This is a genomic window from Vibrio sp. 10N.261.55.F4 (genome assembly GCF_041470465.1).
In the GTDB taxonomy this organism is placed as follows: domain Bacteria; phylum Pseudomonadota; class Gammaproteobacteria; order Enterobacterales; family Vibrionaceae; genus Vibrio; species Vibrio crassostreae_C.
In genome coordinates, this window is sequence record NZ_JBFRMM010000010.1 from 162,612 (window position 1) to 182,796 (window position 20,185).

Consider the following 20,185-nt stretch of genomic DNA (forward strand, 5'->3'; position numbering starts at 1 on the left):
GAGGTCAGTCATGAGCAATAACCAAATAGAACATCACCTCAGAAAAGCACTCGTTTCCAATAACGAGGCTTCTAAGGTCACAGCTGATGACACTATTGTGCTTGCTAGTGCCATGACCAGCGTTCACAAAACGTTGCTCATTATATTCTTGCTCGCTTTGGTCGCTATTGCGGTGGCGTCACAAGCACGTATCGATATTGTTGTTTCTGTACGTGGAGAACTGCTATTGGAATCGGATGTTGAGAAAGTTCAACATTTAGAAGGCGGGATATTAGAAGAATTGTTAGTCAGAAAAGGGGAAGTCGTTTATGAGGGCCAACCTATCGCTCGAATACGCTCACTTGACCGTAACACTCAACTTGATACCGTCAATACTGAAATTATTCAGATAGAGCTCGATAAGATTCGTTATGAAAGCTTACGCGACATGATAGAGCCTAACTTCGACGCTTTCATTGAGAAATACCCTGAGCAAGTTCAGGTCAACATGAATACCTGGAGACAAGAATTCTCTAAAAACCGTTCAAATGAAGAACTCATTACACACGATATTAAGCACAAGAACTCGTTGATCAGTTCAATGTTAAAGCGTCGCAAAAGTTCAGAGAATCAACTCTCTCTGATACGTAAGCAGCTCAACATCAAAAACACCCTCTATAAAGAAGAGATGGCGTCTTATGTCGACGTTCTTAACATGAAAGTACAAGAGTCGAATATGGTGCGTGAGATTGAGAACCTTGACGAATCTGTGATGAATGAGCGTTTCCAACTCGACAAACTGGAAAAGCAACACCGTGACTTGGTTGAGAATCGAAACTCTGAGTACCAAGCACAAATCATTCAAGCGAACAAAGACCTCAAGCTAAAGCGAATCTTACAACCGCAGCATTCCGACAAGGTTGATCGCCTAGTCGTCTACTCGCCAGTCGATGGTGTGGTCGATAAACTTCACTTCAATTTCCGTTCTGCTGTGATTCCGCCAGGAGAAAGTATCGCCGATATTGCCCCAATAAATAATTCGTTACACGGTGAAGCGAAGATCCCACGTAAAGACATGGGATTTGTCGAAATTGGTCAGGCAGTGAAAGTAAAAATGGATACCTATAACTTTGCAAAATACGGGTTTGTTGAGGGAACCATCGCCTCAATCAGCCGCTCATCATACGAAGAAGAAGACGCTGAATTCTATTTAGCTGAGATTGAAATTGACCGAAACTTTCTTGAACGAGGAGGCACTCAATACAAGTTATCACCTTACATGGAGTTTACCGCTGATGTGAAAACAGGCTCGCGTCGCGTGATCGAATACGCTGCGAAACCGGTGATGTCAGCCATCGAGGATGCTTTCGATGAGAGATAATCAATGAGCGGTAAACCTTCGTACAATATTTCCATACCCGCCCTACGTCTAAGCATACTATTTAGCGTGGTATTGGCTGCGCTCGCTTTCTATTTATACTTTTCTTGGTCAAAAATAGATTCAGTCGCACAAGTGCAAAGCGCCCCACTGCTCATACAAGCCCAGAAGCTTAATCAGACCATAGAACAAGATATTCAAACTCTGCAACAGTGTTTAAGTACCAACACTTGCGGCACTAACGAATTCAACCTGGTTAACTTGAAGCTTGAAATTGATGAATTTCGCTCTTTAGCCTCGTTGAACAAAACCGAGTTCAGCTTGGTTGGGGCAACTGAATACACACAACTGGAATTGGCGATTAATCGTTTCTCCGATAGCGCAAAAACACGTAACGACGTATTAGGCTTGTACCTTTCATTGACCAATAACTATCTGCAGATGGACGACAACTATCGCACCATGTTTAACAACCATGCAAATGACTTAATGTCAGAAAAAAACGAGTTCTTTATCTGGTTGTTTATGGTGGTCGTGATATTGGCTGTGATTACGATTCTATCCAACTCAGTTGCTATGTTGAAGCTAAAGAAATCCAGTTCTAACGAACGCGAAATCGACTATGAATTCGATGCCCTGTATCAAGAGCTGAAGCAGCTAGATTTACAACGTCTTGAAGAGCTTCTTAATGAAGTTAGCATCAACCCCAAGCAGCGTCAGATTTACTCTCATCTCAAACTTATTTTCAGTAAATTAGAAGACCAAAAGCGCAATAACGATCTCTACAAACAGTTGTATGCGCTGATCGGTTATGAGATTCGCGGAATTACAAACACCATCAACGGTGGCGTCCAATATCTGGTTCAAGAAACCGATGAAAACGGCGTGTTGATGGCGAACGATATTACCTCTGCGTGTAGCACACTATCTGAGTTAGCAGAAAACTATAATCGCTTGATATCACAGGGTACGGAAAGCAAGTCGAAAGAGTTCTCTTTACTGAGTGTGTTATCTGAATTAATGATTCATATCAGTGCCAAAGTACAACGTAATGAAAGCCAACTTGACTGTTTTATCTCAGACAACTTACCGAATCGTGTTGCAGGCCAATCCACCAGCTTATTCTGGATACTGTTCCTTCAACTTTCTAACGCTATTCAACTCAAATCAAATAAGAAGCTGTTTGTGACGATTGAATCGGGTGCGGCTTCTGACATGGAAAATACCCGTGTCACCATCAACCTCAACTTCTTATCAACGCTGGATGTCTCTGTTGCCAAGCTCAATAAACTCCATTGGAGCGCCCACAAAGACCATACAGCCAGCACAGATGACTTAGCAAAAAGCGTATTAAAAGATTACGGATATTACGAGAGTCACTGGTTCCAATCAGGGGCTCAGGAACGTTTCCAGATTGAACTGGATCTTAAGGCTAAGAACTTCCACACAGAGAAAACTCGCTTTGATGGCAAGCGTTTACTCTTGTGTGCTAATACTCAAGTTCGTATCGATGTGATGAAAAAAATGCTCAGTAACTTGGGGCTAGAGATCACCGAAATTCGCACTGCAAATGAGCTTTTCTCTGCCGCGAAAACGTTCGGTGAATACGATGCGATTATGCTGACCGATACCTTTGAACCCAACAAACTGCCGTCGTTGAGTAAGACGGTGAAATCTCAGCTTAAGAACCACCCAAACACCAAGTTACTGTTGTCAGTGACTAACACTCAGCAAGCTCAAGAGTGTCATAGCTTCGTCGACAAAATCATCAACGCCCCTGCTATCCCTTACGAGTTCATTCCAAATCTACTCACCATTATGGAAGCGGAAGCATCGGAAGAACAGATGGAAAATAGCTCATTCCTGATCGTAGAGGATGACCGAGTTCAACAAATTTTACTGAAACGAATCTTGACCAAACAAGAATATGAACCAGACATGGTTGGCGATGGCGCCGATGCCGTGAAGCACTTTATGAACAAGCGTTCTGACATCATCTTCATGGATTGCATCATGCCGGGTATGGGTGGCATCGAAGCCACAAAACGCATTCGCCAATTCGAACAAGAAAACGAGAAAAACCCTTGTACCATCATAGGTGCAACCGCATTGACCAGCAGTAACGAACACCAGGCTTGTATTGAAGCCGGAATGGATTACGTGATCAGCAAACCTTATAAAAGCGACCAAATCATCAAGGTGATCAACAAGTATGTGGCGGTACAAAAACTTAACTAGCAGCATTATGGCTGCGCTTGTATTAAGCACGACACCTTCAGCATCGGCGACTACCCTGCTTGAAGCGGTAGAACTCGGCCTGCAAAACAGCCTGTCTCTTCGTGCGAGTGATAAGGGCGTGGAAGAAAACGAGTACAACATAGGGATCAGCCGATCTAAGTTTCTGCCTTCACTCAATGGTGCTGCCGATACCACATGGAACGAGAATGAAACCTTGCTATCAAGCGTACCCGATGAAACCTCTAGCTATAACTCAAACAGCTACAGCCTTTCTCTTTCGCAATCCATATTCAATCTTGGCGACATTTTTAAATATGGAACGGCAAAGCTCGACTTCAATATCGAAGAAGTGAAGCATGAGAACAAAATCCAAAGCACTATTTCGGAAATCGGTTCTCAATACTTTGAGTATTTGAAAAACAACGCGCAGATAAAGGCGACCAAGGTTGAGCTTAAATCGTCTGAAACGCGTGAACATCAAATGCGACGCAATGTAGAGCTAGGTAACACCGCAGCCAGTGAGCTGTACGAAGTGATTGCTCAGAAAGAAGGTGTGTCGAACCGATTAAGAACCTTGCAAAAAGATCGACGTGTCATTCTCAACGGGCTCTCTATTCAAATTCAATACCCTATCACTCCGTCGCAAGACATATACGAAAGCGTGCCTTTAAAAGAGATAAACGAAACCGAACAACGATCAATCATGGATCAAGCGTTAAAGCTCAACAACGACTTGTTAGTGGCAAAGAAAAACGTCGAGAGAAGCCGCAGAAGCTTAAAAGAGAGCGGTTCGAACTTCTTACCGACCGTATCGCTTTCAGCCAGCTATCGACACGATGACGCCAATAACTTCGACAAAACCGACATTACAGCGACAGGCGAAAGTAACTCAACCAGTGTTGGGTTAAACCTAGCAGTTCCTATCTTGTCTGGTGGCTCTGATTACTACGGCTATCAAAAATCATCGACGGCCATCGAACGTACTGAGCTGCTTTACCAAGATTCGCTTTACACCACACGTAACAGTGTGAATACCTCCGTGCTCAACATTAACGATTTCTCGCAGTCTATAAGCAGTTACGAAAACATCATTCGCGCCAACTACGCGTCTTATAAAGGGATCCAAAGAGCCTACCAATTGGGCACGCGTACTATCACCGACTTGCTGGCGGCGGAAAGTAAACTATTCAGCGCCTTAAGAGACTACGAAAGCGCACGATACGACTACATCATCGAGACCATCAAGCTTGAGCAAATTAAGGGAATACTCTCAATTCAATCTATCGAAAGCGTGATGCAATTAATGAGCGATATTGAGGGACGAGACAATCAAGATTTGGTGCCTAAACATCTTCTCTCAACGGAGTCGTTGAGGAAAGGAGGTCGCAATGCAAACTGAGCAGTTTTCGCAAAAGATCAACATGGCAGATAAGTGTTATCTGACTTTCTCAACGATAATATCGACCCTGTTTGGTTTGGTACTGCCCTTCTCCATTCTGATCATTTTTGACCGAGTGTTACCCAACCAAGCACAAGATACTCTGTTCTTACTGTTTGCGATTATCTTGATTTCCATCTTCCTTGACTACCACCTGAAAAATCAGGAAGAGAAGATTTCCTCTGTCATCATGAGGCAGTTTGAGACCAACTTAACCAATAAGGTATTTCAATCCATCTGTTTGGCTGAGATCTCTAAATTCCGCCGTTTAGAGCCCGGTGAATATTTGGAGCGTATTTCGACCATTCCAGAACTGAAAACCTTTTTTGGTGGAGAATCGGTTCGAGCACTGATCAACCTTGCTGTCAGTTTGATTACCATCCTTATCATAGGACTCATCAACATATGGGCTGGTATTACACTTCTGATTGCCTCTGTCATCTTGGCTATTTTTGCGTGGAGCCTTTCCAAACAAAAGATTGGTAGTTTGCAGAATAAGTCAGACATCGAAGGGTTAACTACCTCCAAAATCATTGAGATCATCTCTAGCCCGCTTGATATCAAAGCTCGAAATATGGAATACCGCGTTGAAAGCCTGATGACACAAATGGTCGAAGAGCGCGAAGTTGAGAACATCAAATATGAGCAGATTGAATCTAACTTCAGCCTAATATTGGCGCTCATCCAACAGCTTTCTATAGCTTGTGTTGTTGTGGTACTGGCAACGGCCGTTATCAATATGGAATCTAGCCAAGGCATCATGGCCGCGATCATCATGCTAACCAACCGTTATTTTGCGCCTTACCAACAAGTGATGCGCACCGCGAGCCGTTGGGAGTTAAACAAACTCCATATTCAGCGTATCGTTGACCTCCTTGAATTGGCCGCCTCTGTTGAACACCAACATGAAACAACAGAAGTAGAACGTATCTCGGTTAAGTATTCTGAAAAGCAGCGTATCGAGTTCGAACTCGGACAAGCCTATTTGCTGACAGGGAAAAGTGGTTCAGGTAAGACCCACCTCGCTAACTGTATTACGCGTCAGAACAGTGATAGCAAACTAGATATCATGATTAACGACACGCCTTTGGATGACGTCAATTACAACGTTTGGCGTAACAGTGTTCTGATGGTTGATAAGACCAGTTCGTTCGTAGAAGGGACGATTATCGATAACCTCACCTGTTTCCGCCCAAGCTTGAATAACACGGCGTTTGCACTGTGTGAAACCATGAACATCAAAGCTCAAATTGATGGGCTTCCTGCCGGTTTTTATACAGAACTCAAAGGCCATATGCGTAACCCATTCTCACGCCAAGTTGGCTACGCCCTATTATTAGTTCGCGCCCTGCTCGCCAGTAAGCGCGTATTGATATTTGATGACATCGACTGTGTGTTTGATGAGGAATTTGCACGAATGGTTCTCACCAGTACGGCTTATCGAGCCAACGACAAAATCTTGATCATCGCCAGTAATAAAATGGACAAGCTTAACCATCGCCTCAAACGCGTAAAACTTACCGGAGGTGACCAATGAGTATCTTAGTCGACTTCAATAATGTACCGCAACGTGTCTTGGATTTTGAATCCAGCGGATACGACGAACGTTACAGTCAATCGCCACTTATCCGCGGTTTGGCCTACACCTTGATAGCACTCGAATGGGAAGGCACACCCGCGATACTCAGCGATGCTTTTATTCCGAAACACAAAGACAGCGACAGCTTTACAGCAACCATAGAGCGTCTTGGGTATCGCTGTGATGTGACCAAATTAAAGACACTCGAGAATATAGATAAACACCCTCAGCCATGCTTTATTGAAATAGAGAATCTAAGTGCGATTTTCTTAGGCACCAAAGATGGAAAGTTGCTGCTGTTTGATTACACGAACAACAACACCATTGAATACCCAATGTGCAAAAAGCCCTGTTTGCTGATTGCGATTAGCGAATATTCTCGTCTGTTCCGCGAGCCACCTCCGGAATCGCAAGACAGAAGCAATTGGATTAAATACGCTTTCTATCGTTATAACAATGAACTTAAAAGCCTGATCATTCTCAGCTTCGTCATCAGTATTCTCGGTGCATTGCAGCCATTCTTTATTATGAGTGTATATAACTTCGCACTGACTTCGAGCTCCGAAGCCACACTCTATTGGCTAACCTTATTCGCCATTATTGTCGGCTTCTCTGAATACTTCTTTAAGAAAATGCGGGTCAATATCATTGCCACTTCCGGTAAAGACCTCGCCGTGCACATCTCGCAAGCCGTTATATCTAAATTGCTTTGGCTACCCTATGCGATGACATCTACTGCTGGGGTCTCTTCTCAGCTAGCACGTTTGAAAGATATCGATACCTTCCGACGCTTGGTGACCGCAGAATCAACGCTTAGCTATTTTGATATGCCGTTTGTGATTGTATTTATCATCGCCATTGCTCTGATGTCTGGTACAGCGGCATTGGTGGTGATGGGCGGCTTAATACTGATGTTAGTGTTCTGTATTTACTCGCGCTATATCTACTCGCAAGCCACATCCAAAAGTTCGCGTGCCAATGCGATGGTTTCGTATCAATGGAATGAAATTCTTCGTGGTATCAAGACTATCCAAGGCCTGCCTTTACTTCGTGTCGTTCAATCTCGATTCAGCGCATCGCATATGCAAAGCACCAGCGATGCAGAGAACGTTGCCGTAACGAACAGTAAGATTCAGGCCGCTGGCGGTAGTTTGATCCAAGTGATTGGCACAGCAAGTATCGTGACTGCAGTTATTGGCGTGATGGAAGGTACTTCTGATGCGGGTGCCATGCTCGCGACCGTTATTCTGGTTTGGAAAGCGTTAGGCCCAATCATGGGTATCTATAACTCAATTTCCAAGTTCCAGTCGATCAAAGCTTCGTCCGCACAGATCAACAATTTAATGTCGATGAATGACGACAAATTAACCTTAGAGAAAAGCCCGCCTATTCGCCTGTTCCAAGGCAGCATCGTGGGCAGCGGTGTCAGTCACCGATACGCGGGAGCAGCAACCGGCTTAACTAACTTGGGGTTCAAAATCCCACCCAGTGCAAAAGTGGTCATTTGTGGCCCAACGGGCTGCGGCAAAACCACCTTAATTTCAATCATTGCTGGGTTAGAAGACCGCTATCAAGGCGCAGTCTCTGTCGATGGTTACAACATTAAACAGTTCAATAGCTACCGTTATCGCACCTCGATTAACTACATCCCTTTTAATTTGCATATTTTTGAAGGCTCACTCGAGACCAACTTCATTCTACACAACGGGCTGATTCCAACAGACAAGATGCAAGAGATGGTGAGCTTCTTCGAGTTAGATGAATGGCTTCCGGAAGGCTTAGCTACTCAGTTAAGCGTGGATAAATGCAAAAGTCTCCCGAATGGAATTCAACAAAAATTGCGTCTGGCACTCGGCTTAGGTAACTGTGAGCAATCTCTGATTATTATTGATGAGCCATTCAATGGTGCAGAAAATGAAAATGCGCAGTACTTTAACCGTTTGTTCAGCGATAAGTTGCTGAATAAAACAGTCATTTTTTCGACCAACGACCCTGGTTTGATCGCAACATCAAACATGAGTTTAGTGTTAGAGCCGGATGGAAATTTGAAATATTTTGGCTTAACAGACAAATACTTAAACAGCTTAAGCTAAAACCTCAACGCTTAATCACAATTCGCTATTTAGGGAAATGGATATAATTGACAAATTCATAAGCGAGAGGGATGATTCGCCCCAATACCACAGGTAACAAGGAAGAATATGTACACATTCGTTGCAGACAAGCTTGATGTAGCTTACTTATCCGCAATTCCTGAAAACCACCAACTTCAGGAGTGCGATGTACCTGAAGAAGAGATGGAGCTTCGAGAGATCGTTGAGGTTTGGTATGAGTCTGCCTTCCTACCCGCTTTCAATCTTCAGAAAATAGACATTGAGAACAAAGCAGAGCTCACCATCGTACAAATGCACGTATTCAGCAATGATACGAGCACACTCGCCTTCCTACTAAAAAACAGAGTGTATCGCGCCGCACTTAACAGAATGCTCGGTATTTGGACATTAGAACCCTCTGCAAAAACCGTATTAGAGCAACTTCTTTTCGAATTAAGCCTCGATAACAATCGTCCTCATTAGTAAGCTTTTTAAGTGATTCATCAATAAGCATAAAATTAAACAAACTGCCAAACGCTATAAATTACTAATAAAAGAACGCATTTCAAAATAAGCTCTGGAATCACAAGAACTTATACCTCTCCCACACTTACGTAAAATTTACCGTTTCAAAGTTTCCATATCGGCATTTTTATTCTACTGTTTTTATATAACGACAGTTGGATGGATCCTTATATGGCGATTACGGTTTGGAATAACCTTTCAGTCAAACATAAACTCTTTGGCTTAGTTCTACTTCCCATTTCATTATTACTCTTCCTAGCAGGTAGACAGGCTTATATATTAACGACTCAGTTAACCGATTTTGAACGAACCAATCACTTATCTGTCTATCTTCAAGATATTTCTATTTTGTATAGAAGTACCTTAACCTCTAGCCCTGAAGAGTTTGCTACTCAAAGCAACCAAGTAAAGGCAGAACTTAAAAACCTGTCTCCCATCATTTTTTTAGACGCATCTGATGAAATGAATCAACTTGTTGCCGATTTCAGCGAAGCGACCTTATCGACGATGCAAGTGACTGACACTTACGATAAATTGGATGCCCTCGAATGGCAGAGCGATTTATACAAGCAACTGTTACTTGAAGTAGAGAAAGTCCCTTTTGAAAACACTAAACGTGAAATTCAACAGCACCTCACTGCCCTTCAACAACTTGAGTGGTTGATGTTTTGGTCGAACGAAGAGTTCAAGCTTGGTAGTTCACTGATTGAGATCTTCCAAATCAGCCAAGAGTACGACCCAGAACTCGCCGAACAGATCAAAACCTTGAGTGAAAGACAGCAATTGTTCTTAGAGCGCTTTGTTTCATTGAACGCCAACGAACATCAAGTTTCTTTGATGGTTGAAGTGTTTCGAAATGATGTGTTTGCTCAAAGCCAAGAGATAAGAAGCGCGCTACTCGACCTAAATACAATCAGCCAACTGACGCCACAAGAAGTGTCTGTCGGCTTAGAAGCGATGAGCGCACGGCTCAACTTATTACAAAGCCTTGGCGGCGTAATCAAGCAAGAGTTTCAACAAGAAGTTGAGCAAGCCATCTATGACGCGCAAATACAACGAACCCTGTTTATTTCAATCGTCGCTTTGCTGGCAGCGATTGTTATGGGTTTAACTCTTAGCTTGGCGAGACAAGTCACTAACAACCTTAATTTGGTGTTAGCTTTCTTAAAAAGCGAAAATGATGACACGCGCCCTTCTTTAGATAAATTAATCCAAGGTAAAGATGAACTCAGTCTGTTTGCTCAGCAAGTTGAACGATTGACCATCGAACGAGAGCTCGCGAAAGAGAGATTGACGGTAGCAAAAGAAGACGCAGAGAGAGCCAAAGAGGATGCCGAACACGCGAAAGACCACGCAATACAAGCCAGCAAAGCAAAAAGTAGCTTCTTGGCCAACATGTCTCATGAAATTCGCACCCCGCTCAATGGTGTTATTGGTATTTCGGAAATCCTCGCAGATACGCCGCTTACACCGACACAACGTGACTATGTTGATACGATCGAAACTTCATCCCAACTGCTCCTTAGCTTAATCAACGATATCTTAGACTTCTCTAAAATTGAGTCTGGCATGCTATTAATCAGCCCGCATTCTGCATCGATTAGAGAGTCGATATACGACATCGCCTCTATTGTGGCACCAAAAGCGAAAGAACAAAGAATATCGATTAACGTTGATATCAGCCCAGATACACCAGCACGCGTGATGATAGACGATCACCGTTTAAGACAGATCTTGATGAACTTTATGTCGAATGCGGTGAAGTTTACGGCTGAAGGTGGCGTCACATTATCAATTCAAACGCTCAACAAAGCAGATAACAATGCCACCATTCGATTTGCTGTACGAGATACGGGTATTGGTATCGATTCACTGCAACAAAAACAGATATTTGAACCGTTCGCTCAAGAAGACGATTCAACCACACGCCAATTTGGTGGTACTGGTCTTGGTCTAGCCATCAGTACACAGTTGGTAGAGCTGATGGGTGGTCAAATTCAACTCGACTCCGTCAAAGGTGAAGGAAGCTGTTTCTACTTCGACTTGGTATTGCCTGTTGACTTGATACTGCCAAAACCAAGTACAGCAACGGCTGATATTTATGTGCTGGGTAACGAAAACATGCTCTCCGAGCGAATAGAGTCCGACCTTAACCTTTATGGTTTGAAGGTTACCGATAAAACGAATGATATAACGGCAATTACAGAGCAGCTCTCCACTCAAAAACACACTAAACCTATTACTGTTGTTTTCGCCGAAGATGACGCATTCCTAGCTAATACCCACGCAGATAACTTAGAAAAGCTGCACCAAAACGGCATCACTATCTGTTTGATACGTTCCTTCTTAAGTGAGCCAGCGGATCTTGGTGACAGCGTTACTGCACAAGTCGCACAGCCCCTACTCGGCTTGCGTTTAATTAAAGCTATTGAGCTTTGTGATACTCGAGGTTTGGCGGAACTATCAGAAGCAAGCCAGACATCAGTCGAGATCCAACACAAAATCCTCATCGTTGAAGACAACAAGATCAACCAAAAAATTGCTGGTCTTCATGTCGGTAAAAGTGGTTTTGAATTCGAGTTCGCTAATAATGGTCAAGAAGCTGTGGACATGTTCACCGCTAATCCTCATTACGCGGCGATACTCATGGACTGCATGATGCCGGTTATGGATGGCTTTGATGCAACAAGCAACATCCGAAGAATTGAAAAAGAAACGGAAGCGACGCGACGCATCCCTATCATTGCATTGACCGCCAGTGTCATCGATGACGATATTCAGAGGTGTTTCGACGTTGGTATGGATGACTATGTACCAAAACCATTCAAGTTCGAAATGCTTAAAGAGAAAGTACTCACCGCGGTAGAAGCTATGCCACTACCAGCTTCCTATAAAGCTCAACCTAAGAAACAACCTGCAACTGTCACTCCAATTATCAACGGGGCTGCGACCAAACGTACTTTGCCTGAAGAAGCGGAACAAAACGCAATTCCGAGCAAATCAGAGAGAATCTTGCTAGTCGAAGACAACCGCGTCAATCAAAAAGTAGCTTCTATCATGCTGAAGAAGGCCGGATATGCCTTTGAAATTGCAGACAACGGACAAATTGCCGTTGATATGTACCAGAACGACAGTAGCTTCGACATTATTTTGATGGATTGCATGATGCCTGTTATGGACGGTTTCACGGCAACTAAGGAGATTCGAGAACACGAGAAAAACCAAGGCTTAAGCAAAACTCCTATTATCGCGTTAACCGCCAGTGTTATCGATGATGATATTCAAAAGTGCTTTGATTCCGGAATGGATGGATACGTAGCGAAGCCCGTAAGAAAAGAAAAGCTATTCCATCAAATAGAAAGTGCGACTTGTTAGGAGATACCTCATGGATTGGATTAGAACAATAAAAACACTTCCCCGCAGAGTCATGTTGCCAGTCGCGGTAGGGCTATTAGGAAGCTTGCTTTTTCTAAGCCCTGCTCACGCCGCTGAAGATTATGCCATATTTTCTTTAGACTCCGGATTTGAAGAGATATCAATAAACAAAGCGCGAAAGCTCTATAGAGGGAAAACTAAGCACCTCAATGGCAAACGTGTTGAACTGTCTGATTGGCCTGAGAACAGTGCCGAAAGAGAGGACTTTTATCAGCTTTTGCTTGGAAAAAATGCCGCTCAAATGAATGCACACTGGGCTGGTTTATCTTTTTCAGGAAAAGCGCGTTATCCAAGAGAAATCAAAACGGCGTCAACCGACAGCTTAGTCGACTGGCTTGATGACAAACCAAACCGTATTGGTTACTCCCCACTCTCTTCGGTTCCTCAAAATGCCAACGTTCTCTACGTTATAAGTTCGGAGAAATAATATGAAAAGAATAATTACGTCAGTGTTATGTGCCTCAATGGCCTCTCCGGCTTTTGCGAATATCGAACTTACCGATAATTTATCCTTGAGTGGCTTTGGCTCAACGTCTTGGGCAACATCGGATAACGATAATCCATTAATCATCAACCGCGGTTTTACTGATGAGAGCTGTTACGACTGTGATACCACATTTGGTGTTCAACTCGATTACTTCTACAACTCATTCAAAGCTTCCGTGCAAGTTGTCAAGCCACCCCAATATGATTGGAGTGAGCCGCAGCTAGAGTGGGCTTACTTAGGTTATGAATTTAATGACTTTGATGTCAGCATTGGTCGATTACGACTGCCACTGTTCCTTGCCTCTGAGTACTACTATGTAGGCCAAGCCTATATGACCGCGAGGCCACCTACAGAGGTGTATAACAGCGTTCTCGGAATCACAGCTTTCAATGGCATAAAAGTGAGCTGGACTCATGATGTCAGTGACGAAGCTACTCTTTTACTTACTCCGTTTATCGGCATAAAAGATAAAAATGACGTAGATTTCAACTCGACTACAAAACTGGAATTTGAAACCAACCGAATGTTCGGTGCCAATCTTCAATTGAGCGGTGAAAACTATCGTTGGAACTTGTCATTCCTCGACTCCAATTTTGATCAAACCGTTTCTGGCACGATTACAATCCCTGGGACTTCGATAACAGCTCCATTCAGTAGCAAACAAGGCAACCAACACATTCAACTTTGGTCGTTAGGTGTTGAGTATGAATTAGGTCAAGCGGTGCTTGCAAGTGAAGGACAGATCAGTAACATCTCGTCCTCGATGTACGCTAGTTTGGGCTACAGACTAGATTTATTCACTCCATACGTCGTTTACGGAGCAGAGTTTGATTCTCACGAACACCTAACAGGAAACAGCTACCTAATTGGTGTGGATTACGATGTGTTACCTAACGTCTCCATCAATGGCGAAGTGCAATATTTTGAGGCTCGTAAAGCAAACGGTGCCTTTGTTGAGAATTTCAACGCACTTATTGGTTTTGATGACAAAGATGCCGTCCTTTATACGATCATGTTGAGTTTCGTCTTCTAACCCAAATCCTTTTCCAATTACGCCAGACGAAACTGGCGAAGAGTTTATGGTAAGTGCAACGAATCCATATGTAAGCAGCACTGGGTATTCGGTACTCAAGCAAGGCGGTAATGCAGTCGATGCAATGGTGGCGATGCAGATGACAATGTCGGTGGTTGAACCGGATATGACTGGGATTGGCGGCGGTACTTTTGCGCTGTTTTACCAAAAAGACAAAGACCAAGATTGATCGCACCAAACCTTACGACCCAACGGGTTTGCTCGTCGAAAAGAAAACCTACGCCGAAATGTTAGTACCAGAGTTCATGCAGCTCGGTTATCCGGTGCATGTCATTCCAGTCGTCAGTGGCTTGAATGCCATTGAAGTCAAAGATGGCAAGATCTATGGCGCGACCGACAGACGCCGTGCATCAAGCTCTATGGGTGAATAATAAAACGAAATGGGCAAGTAACAGGCTTGCCCTTATTTTGTCTTTAGTTGCTTGAACCTCGTCTAAGCAGTTCATGGATGCGAAAAAGCCAGTCGAACGTGTCGACTGGCTTTTCATTATAGGCTTCGCTAATTACTCATTAGGATATTATGAGCTTGGCGCTACTCGTTTATCTTTCAACTGATCAATAACATAGTCAGGAGCTACTTTACCTAGCTCACCTAAGCAATCATCGGTCTTTTCATTTCCGTAGCGCACATAGATATCGCATACCGCGTATAGCTGCTCTGGAGAACCAGAGATCAAATATGCTTTCTCGAACGATTTAGTCGACTTGTCGATATCCAACTCTTCTTGTAATACCCCATTTAGGTACCAGTAGTAGCTGTTATCTTTCGCTAGCTTCGCAGCCACTTCAATCTCTTTGGCTGCCGCAGTTTTGTCTTCAAGGCGAACCAGAGTCAACGATTTCGAATAATGCAGAGCGGCGTTGTTTGGCACGCTCTCCAAACCACGATCTAATACTTCGACTGCTTGCTTATCTTTGTTCTGAGCTCGAAAATTATCTGCGTAGCTCAACCAAACTTGCGCTTCTTTTGGATGCGTATTGATCAGCTCTAGATAAACCGTTTCCGCCTTATCCCAGTCATTGTGCCAACGAAGCACATCAGCAAACAGTAATTGGTACTTTTCAGATTCTTGCGTTTCCAAGAAGCTAATAAGCTCTATGACTGGTGGTTCAATTTGTGCTTTCTGCTCGTCATCCAATGCATTGAAGTCACGGACTAGGTTTGACGTTGCCGTATGGCGAACCATGGTATCGCTGTCTTTTAGCAAGGGTGAAACTAACGCCCAGCGATGTTCAAGTTGGTAAGGTTCAGAACCGATAACCGCCGCTTCACGAACTTCAGGGTTTTGATCTTTTAAGCCTCTTGCCACCGCCACCAGCGCATTTTGGCTTGGATATGAAGCAAGCTCTTGCAGTGCACCAGTACGATTTTCAACAGATTGATTCTGATCTTGTGCCATGTAAGACAACTGTTGAATGCGGGTTTGAGTGTCCGTCATTTCAAGCACTTGATTGATATTTTGTGCTGGCGCGTCAACCGTTTGTTGAACGCTATTCGCAGCCATCGCAGACGTTGAAATTAATGCGGACGTTGAAATCAATAAAGCAACAGCCGTCGCTAAACTCTTCTTCATCATAGTATTACCTTAAACTGGAGAACTTAGCCTGTCCTTAGACTCGTATCTGATTAAATTTTTCTTGGACCTGTTGATCCAAAGAACGAGTTAAAACTTGGTCTCGAACGTAGCTTGTTGCGCCTGTTTTGCTCGATGCGCCATCAATACTGAGTCGCTGAATTTACCATGAGCAACCGGATGCCCCATCGCGCGAGCGATGTACGCCATCGACTTATCGACATGAGAAAAGAACTTATGCCAACCAGCACATAAGTAATTCAAACCCGGTTCACCTACACGAGTTTTGATAAAGCGGTTCTTAGGGCACTCACCATGACAAGCGAACTTGTAATCACACTGCTGACATTGACTGGTCAGTGTACGGGATTTAGCAAAACCAAACTTTTGCTGTGGTGCGCTGTACGCCAAATCATCAAGTTTCTCGTGATGAATATTGCCAATCTTGTATTCAGGGTAAACATAATGGTCGCATGAAAATACGTCGCCATTTGGCTCCATTGCCAAGCCCTTTCCGCATATCTCATTCAAGGTACACAGTGGGTTCGGACGCCCAATCCATGTTTCTACGCTCGCTTCAAAATACTGAACAAACACCTTGCCGATGTCGTTCTTAGCCCACTCGTCAAACACAGAAATCAAGAAGTTACCCCAAGCCAAGTCCGACACACACCACGATTCCATGATTGAATCTTTATGGCCGGGGATCAGGCGTTTGTCGCCTTGTTTAAGCTGCTCGCTTACTTGGGATGTTTGTGGTGCAACCGTTCTAAAGGTTTTTTGCTCAACGATAGGGATAAACTGCATTTGTGGCGACTTCACCACATCACGTAAGAATCGGTACACTTCTAGTGCATTTTGACTGGTCAGGTTGTTCACGCAGGTTAACGTCGCGAATTTCACTTGGTGCTTGTGCAACAGCTCAACAGCCGCCATCACTTGTTTGAACGTACCACGACCGGCTCGGTTAGTACGGTAGGCGTTATGCAGCATCTCTGGGCCATCAATACTTAAGCCGACCAAGAAGTTATTCTTTGCTAAGAACTGTCCCCAATCGTCATTCAGTAACGTGCCATTGGTTTGTAAGTCGTTTGAAATCAATACACCTTCAGGTTGGTACTTCTTCTGTAGTTCAACCACACGTTCAAAATAGGCCAAACCAAGCATGGTAGGTTCACCACCCTGCCATGAGAAGATAATTTCTGCCGTGTTTTGACCTTCGATGTATTGTCGGATGTAGGTTTCTAACGTCTCATCATCCATTCTTGGAGAACTGCCTTTCTTGTACTCCAACAAATCTTGCTTACTTAGGTAGTAACAATATTTACAGTCAATGTTGCATGCTGCGCCAATCGGCTTAGCCATGACATGCAAGCGCTTAGACGCTTTACCGTTATATTGTGGACCTTGAGTAATATGCATGATTTACCTACCTATTTTAGTATTCTGGACCCATCATAATTCCTATTCGATCAGGTGACATGTTATACCCTTTATAACCAATAGGAATGACCTTAAACGTTAGAATTAGACCCTATTTCGAACATCTGAGGCACGTGATGAAATTTCTTAATTACAAACAGTTAGCAACAATTAGCAGCGTCACCATGACTATCCTTCTGAGTGGCTGTGCAAGCGTGCCTACACACCCCATCGCCCAACAAATTGACCAAGAGATGGTGTTGGTTGAAGGCGGCACATTCACCATGGGGTCGAACGGTCCAGAAGCGACCAAAGCAGAGCGTCCTGCACGTAATGTAACTGTAGATAGTTTCTATATTGCGAAGTTTGAGGTGACTCAAGAATTGTTCGAATCGGTGATGGGTTCATCTCTCAGTTATTTCCAAAACCCACAAGTTCCGGTCAATAACCTTAGTTGGCAGCAAGCAAACTATTTTGTTGAGCAGTTGAATGAATTAACGGGTGAAGAATACCGTCTGCCTACTGAAGCTGAATGGGAATTTGCAGCCAAAGGTGGCAATAAAAGTAAAGGCTATACTTACAGTGGTTCCAATAACTTAGATGATGTTGCGTGGTACTCAGCAAATTCTAAAAATAGCGCACATCCAGTCGGGCTAAAGAAACCAAATGAACTAGGCTTATATGACATGACAGGAAACGTGGGCGAGTTTGTTATCGATGCCTTCGATGACACCTTCTACCGATTCGGTCCAACAGACAACCCTAACAACGCAAAACACAGCGACGTCGGTTTATCACACAAATCGGTTCGCGGTGGCAGCTTTGCTTATGACGAAAATGAATCTGAAAGTTACCGTCGTGACTTCGCAAGCCAATCGATCACTATGTCAGATATGGGGCTGCGTTTAGTTAAGGATGTGAACTAGCTAACGAAGCGAACTAACTAAAGATGCCGAAGGTTATGGTTCACTAATCGTCACCAACAATACTAAAAATACGATTCGCAATGCACACACGTTACAAATCTGGCCAAACGTTGGAAACCTGACCAAACATTAGAACTCAGCGGCAACAGTGAATAAGGAAACTCTATGCAATACACCAAGCTTTCAGGACTAACCCTCGCGTTACTCTGCGCTCTCCCAGCTTCAGCTGAGGAAAAGCCAAATCTAGTCCTTCAAATCACGGTAGATGGCCTGCGCGCAGATCTAATCGAACGATATAAGCACAACTTCGGTGAAGGCGGTTTCCGGTACTTAATGGATGATGGTACCTACTACACCAACGCAAACTACCAACATGGCAACACGGAAACGATCGTGGGCCATGTGTCGCTTGCAACAGGTGCTCCACCGAGCGTACACGGCATGGTAGGTAATGTTTGGTATGACCGTAGCGAAGAACGTTTGGTGTATAACGTAGAAGACGGTAACTACCAAATGCTGACCTCTGGTGCAGGTGTCGATAAAGCAACAGAGATCGACCCAACGCAGAAGACAGCACAAGGCGATGGCCGCTCTCCAGAGCCAATACTCTCCACCACGTTTGGTGACGAACTGACGATTTCCACTAGTGGCAAATCAAAAGTATTCGGTGTATCAGTGAAAGACCGCGGCGCAATCTCATTGGCAGGACACAGTGGTAAAGCCTTCTGGTTCTCCAAAGCACAATCGGAGTTTGTCACCAGTAACTATTACTATGACGAGTATCCAGATTGGGTATCACGCTGGAACGAGAAAGCGATTGCTGCTCAGTATTCCAAACAGAAATGGGAGCTCTCATTACCGCGTGATAAATACACGTTGCAAGAACACGATACCGAACACAAAGTGAAACTCGGTGACTTCCAACGCACCTTCCCTCATCCTTATGGCCCGGCAAGTTACAAGTACTACAGCACAACGCTAACCGTCAGCCCTGCTGGTGACGAAATCACGGAAAACTTCGCTAGCACCTTGTTGATGCAAGAGAAGCTTGGCCAAGGCGACGTGACCGATTATCTGTCAGTGAGTTTCTCATCAAATGACTACGTGGTGCACCTTTACGGCCCTGAAAGCCTAGAAACAGAAGACAACCTTATCCGACTTGATAAGACTCTCGCTAAGCTTTTCAAAACCGTGGATAACCAAGTCGGGCTAGAAAACACATTGATTGTGCTGTCTGCCGACCACGGTGTACCTGAATCTTCACCTGCGGCAAATGCGCTTGGTTTCAATCAAGCTCAATACTTCAATAAAGACACACTACTCTCGAGTGGTGTTGAGAAACGATTGAAGGATGAATTTGGTTTAACCAAAGACGCGATTCGCTTGTACGCACAACCTTACATCTATCTGAATCATGATCTGATCGCTGAGAAGAAGCTTGATCTGGCTAAGGTCCAAGAAGCTATTGCGGATGAAATTGCAAAAGTGAAAGGTGTTGCGTTTGCTGTATCAAGTAGTGACATTGCGGCTAACCGAGTACCGGATACGCATGTGATGCAGCTAATTAAAAACAACTACCACCCTGCTCGTTCTGGCGACGTGTACGTAGTATTTGCACCGCGCAGCTACATTAACGACATGGAAGGCCTCCAAATTGCCTCTACACATGGTTCTCCGTGGAAATACGACACTCATGTGCCTGTGATCTTTGCAGGCTACGACGTTGAAGCTAAGAAGGTATCGCGACCAGTGACGCCATATGACATTGCGCCAACGCTTTCGAACAAACTGGGTATCACCCAACCAAGCGGGTCAATCGGAGAAGTGCTGCAAGAGATCACTGAGTAGACTCAATCTCTAAGGTTTCGTGAGCTAGATTTCGAATCCAGCACCCACTCAATAAAAGAGCCGTTTATCTGTTTCTGACTCACTAGGTCGAAACAAATAAGGTTCATCGCGGATTAGCGGGAACTAAAAACAAAAACGGTAGTAAGTGATATGGTTTAGTCGCCAAACAA

Annotated in this window: 14 protein-coding genes and 1 pseudogene; 13 read left to right on the plus strand and 2 right to left on the minus strand. The window is 44.0% G+C overall.

The window, feature by feature from the left end:
• Positions 1-10 precede the first annotated feature (10 nt).
• The 11 genes and pseudogenes from AB4249_RS06955 to AB4249_RS07005 form a co-directional block, all read left to right on the plus strand.
• Positions 11-1,360, plus strand: a complete 1,350-nt coding sequence (locus AB4249_RS06955; protein ID WP_017060459.1) for an HlyD family type I secretion periplasmic adaptor subunit — start codon at positions 11-13, stop codon at positions 1,358-1,360.
• Positions 1,361-1,363: 3 nt separating this feature from the next.
• Positions 1,364-3,595 carry a response regulator gene (locus tag AB4249_RS06960; protein WP_372102650.1) on the plus strand — a complete coding sequence of 744 codons (2,232 nt, stop codon included), beginning with the start codon at positions 1,364-1,366 and terminating at the stop codon, positions 3,593-3,595.
• Complete coding sequence (locus tag AB4249_RS06965; RefSeq protein ID WP_372102652.1) at positions 3,570-4,994, plus strand: TolC family protein; 1,425 nt, start codon at positions 3,570-3,572, stop codon at positions 4,992-4,994. Before AB4249_RS06960 ends, AB4249_RS06965 begins: the two co-directional genes overlap by 26 nt.
• Complete coding sequence (locus AB4249_RS06970) at positions 4,984-6,570, plus strand: ABC transporter transmembrane domain-containing protein (protein ID WP_372102654.1); 1,587 nt, start codon at positions 4,984-4,986, stop codon at positions 6,568-6,570. The genes AB4249_RS06965 and AB4249_RS06970 overlap by 11 nt, the downstream gene beginning before the upstream one ends.
• Complete coding sequence (locus AB4249_RS06975) at positions 6,567-8,705, plus strand: ATP-binding cassette domain-containing protein (RefSeq protein WP_017067905.1); 2,139 nt, start codon at positions 6,567-6,569, stop codon at positions 8,703-8,705. Before AB4249_RS06970 ends, AB4249_RS06975 begins: the two co-directional genes overlap by 4 nt.
• 108 nt (positions 8,706-8,813) lie before the next feature.
• Entirely contained in the window at positions 8,814-9,188 is a 375-nt protein-coding gene (locus tag AB4249_RS06980) for a hypothetical protein (RefSeq protein WP_017060464.1), read from the plus strand.
• Between the two features lie 213 nt (positions 9,189-9,401).
• Positions 9,402-12,605 (plus strand): response regulator, encoded by a 3,204-nt coding sequence (locus AB4249_RS06985; RefSeq protein WP_372102656.1) that lies wholly within the window; start codon positions 9,402-9,404, stop codon positions 12,603-12,605.
• Between the two features lie 10 nt (positions 12,606-12,615).
• On the plus strand, positions 12,616-13,092 hold the full coding sequence (locus AB4249_RS06990; protein ID WP_017060466.1) for a hypothetical protein: 477 nt from the start codon (positions 12,616-12,618) through the stop codon (positions 13,090-13,092).
• A 1-nt stretch (position 13,093) separates the two neighbouring features.
• Positions 13,094-14,185, plus strand: a complete 1,092-nt coding sequence (locus AB4249_RS06995) for a sulfate ABC transporter permease (protein ID WP_372102658.1) — start codon at positions 13,094-13,096, stop codon at positions 14,183-14,185.
• Between the two features lie 145 nt (positions 14,186-14,330).
• Positions 14,331-14,414: a hypothetical protein gene (locus AB4249_RS07000; RefSeq protein WP_371726260.1), complete on the plus strand. Its 84-nt coding sequence runs from the start codon at positions 14,331-14,333 to the stop codon at positions 14,412-14,414.
• Positions 14,404-14,616, plus strand: a pseudogene (locus tag AB4249_RS07005) (gamma-glutamyltransferase); the annotation flags it as partial. The gene AB4249_RS07000 and the pseudogene AB4249_RS07005, both read left to right, overlap by 11 nt.
• A 147-nt stretch (positions 14,617-14,763) precedes the next feature.
• Here AB4249_RS07005 and AB4249_RS07010 read toward each other — a convergent pair.
• Together AB4249_RS07010 and AB4249_RS07015 are read right to left on the minus strand one after the other, a co-directional pair.
• Entirely contained in the window at positions 14,764-15,822 is a 1,059-nt protein-coding gene (locus AB4249_RS07010) for a HEAT repeat domain-containing protein (RefSeq protein WP_017060468.1), read from the minus strand.
• A gap of 87 nt (positions 15,823-15,909) precedes the next feature.
• Positions 15,910-17,241 carry an anaerobic sulfatase maturase gene (locus AB4249_RS07015; RefSeq protein ID WP_372102660.1) on the minus strand — a complete coding sequence of 444 codons (1,332 nt, stop codon included), beginning with the start codon at positions 17,239-17,241 and terminating at the stop codon, positions 15,910-15,912.
• 137 nt (positions 17,242-17,378) lie between these two features.
• Between AB4249_RS07015 and AB4249_RS07020 the strand changes: the two genes are divergently transcribed.
• Both AB4249_RS07020 and AB4249_RS07025 read left to right on the plus strand, forming a co-directional pair.
• Positions 17,379-18,167 (plus strand): SUMF1/EgtB/PvdO family nonheme iron enzyme, encoded by a 789-nt coding sequence (locus tag AB4249_RS07020; RefSeq protein WP_017060470.1) that lies wholly within the window; start codon positions 17,379-17,381, stop codon positions 18,165-18,167.
• Between the two features lie 165 nt (positions 18,168-18,332).
• A complete protein-coding gene (locus AB4249_RS07025) occupies positions 18,333-20,015 on the plus strand; it encodes an alkaline phosphatase family protein (RefSeq protein ID WP_372102662.1) in 1,683 nt (560 codons plus the stop codon).
• Positions 20,016-20,185 lie beyond the last annotated feature (170 nt).

Bases quoted from the DNA above. Each gene is read 5' to 3' on its own strand.
- AB4249_RS06980 (WP_017060464.1), top strand. From the start codon at position 8,814: ATGTACACATTCGTTGCAGACAAGCTTGATGTAGCTTACTTATCCGCA.
- AB4249_RS06965 (WP_372102652.1), top strand. From the start codon at position 3,570: ATGTGGCGGTACAAAAACTTAACTAGCAGCATTATGGCTGCGCTTGTA.
- AB4249_RS06975 (WP_017067905.1), top strand. From the start codon at position 6,567: ATGAGTATCTTAGTCGACTTCAATAATGTACCGCAACGTGTCTTGGAT.
- AB4249_RS06960 (WP_372102650.1), top strand. From the start codon at position 1,364: ATGAGCGGTAAACCTTCGTACAATATTTCCATACCCGCCCTACGTCTA.
- AB4249_RS07015 (WP_372102660.1), bottom strand. From the start codon at position 17,241: ATGCATATTACTCAAGGTCCACAATATAACGGTAAAGCGTCTAAGCGC.
- AB4249_RS07010 (WP_017060468.1), bottom strand. From the start codon at position 15,822: ATGATGAAGAAGAGTTTAGCGACGGCTGTTGCTTTATTGATTTCAACG.
- AB4249_RS06985 (WP_372102656.1), top strand. From the start codon at position 9,402: ATGGCGATTACGGTTTGGAATAACCTTTCAGTCAAACATAAACTCTTT.
- AB4249_RS07000 (WP_371726260.1), top strand. From the start codon at position 14,331: ATGTCGGTGGTTGAACCGGATATGACTGGGATTGGCGGCGGTACTTTT.
- AB4249_RS07025 (WP_372102662.1), top strand. From the start codon at position 18,333: ATGCAATACACCAAGCTTTCAGGACTAACCCTCGCGTTACTCTGCGCT.
- AB4249_RS06990 (WP_017060466.1), top strand. From the start codon at position 12,616: ATGGATTGGATTAGAACAATAAAAACACTTCCCCGCAGAGTCATGTTG.
- AB4249_RS06955 (WP_017060459.1), top strand. From the start codon at position 11: ATGAGCAATAACCAAATAGAACATCACCTCAGAAAAGCACTCGTTTCC.
- AB4249_RS06970 (WP_372102654.1), top strand. From the start codon at position 4,984: ATGCAAACTGAGCAGTTTTCGCAAAAGATCAACATGGCAGATAAGTGT.
- AB4249_RS07020 (WP_017060470.1), top strand. From the start codon at position 17,379: ATGAAATTTCTTAATTACAAACAGTTAGCAACAATTAGCAGCGTCACC.
- AB4249_RS06995 (WP_372102658.1), top strand. From the start codon at position 13,094: ATGAAAAGAATAATTACGTCAGTGTTATGTGCCTCAATGGCCTCTCCG.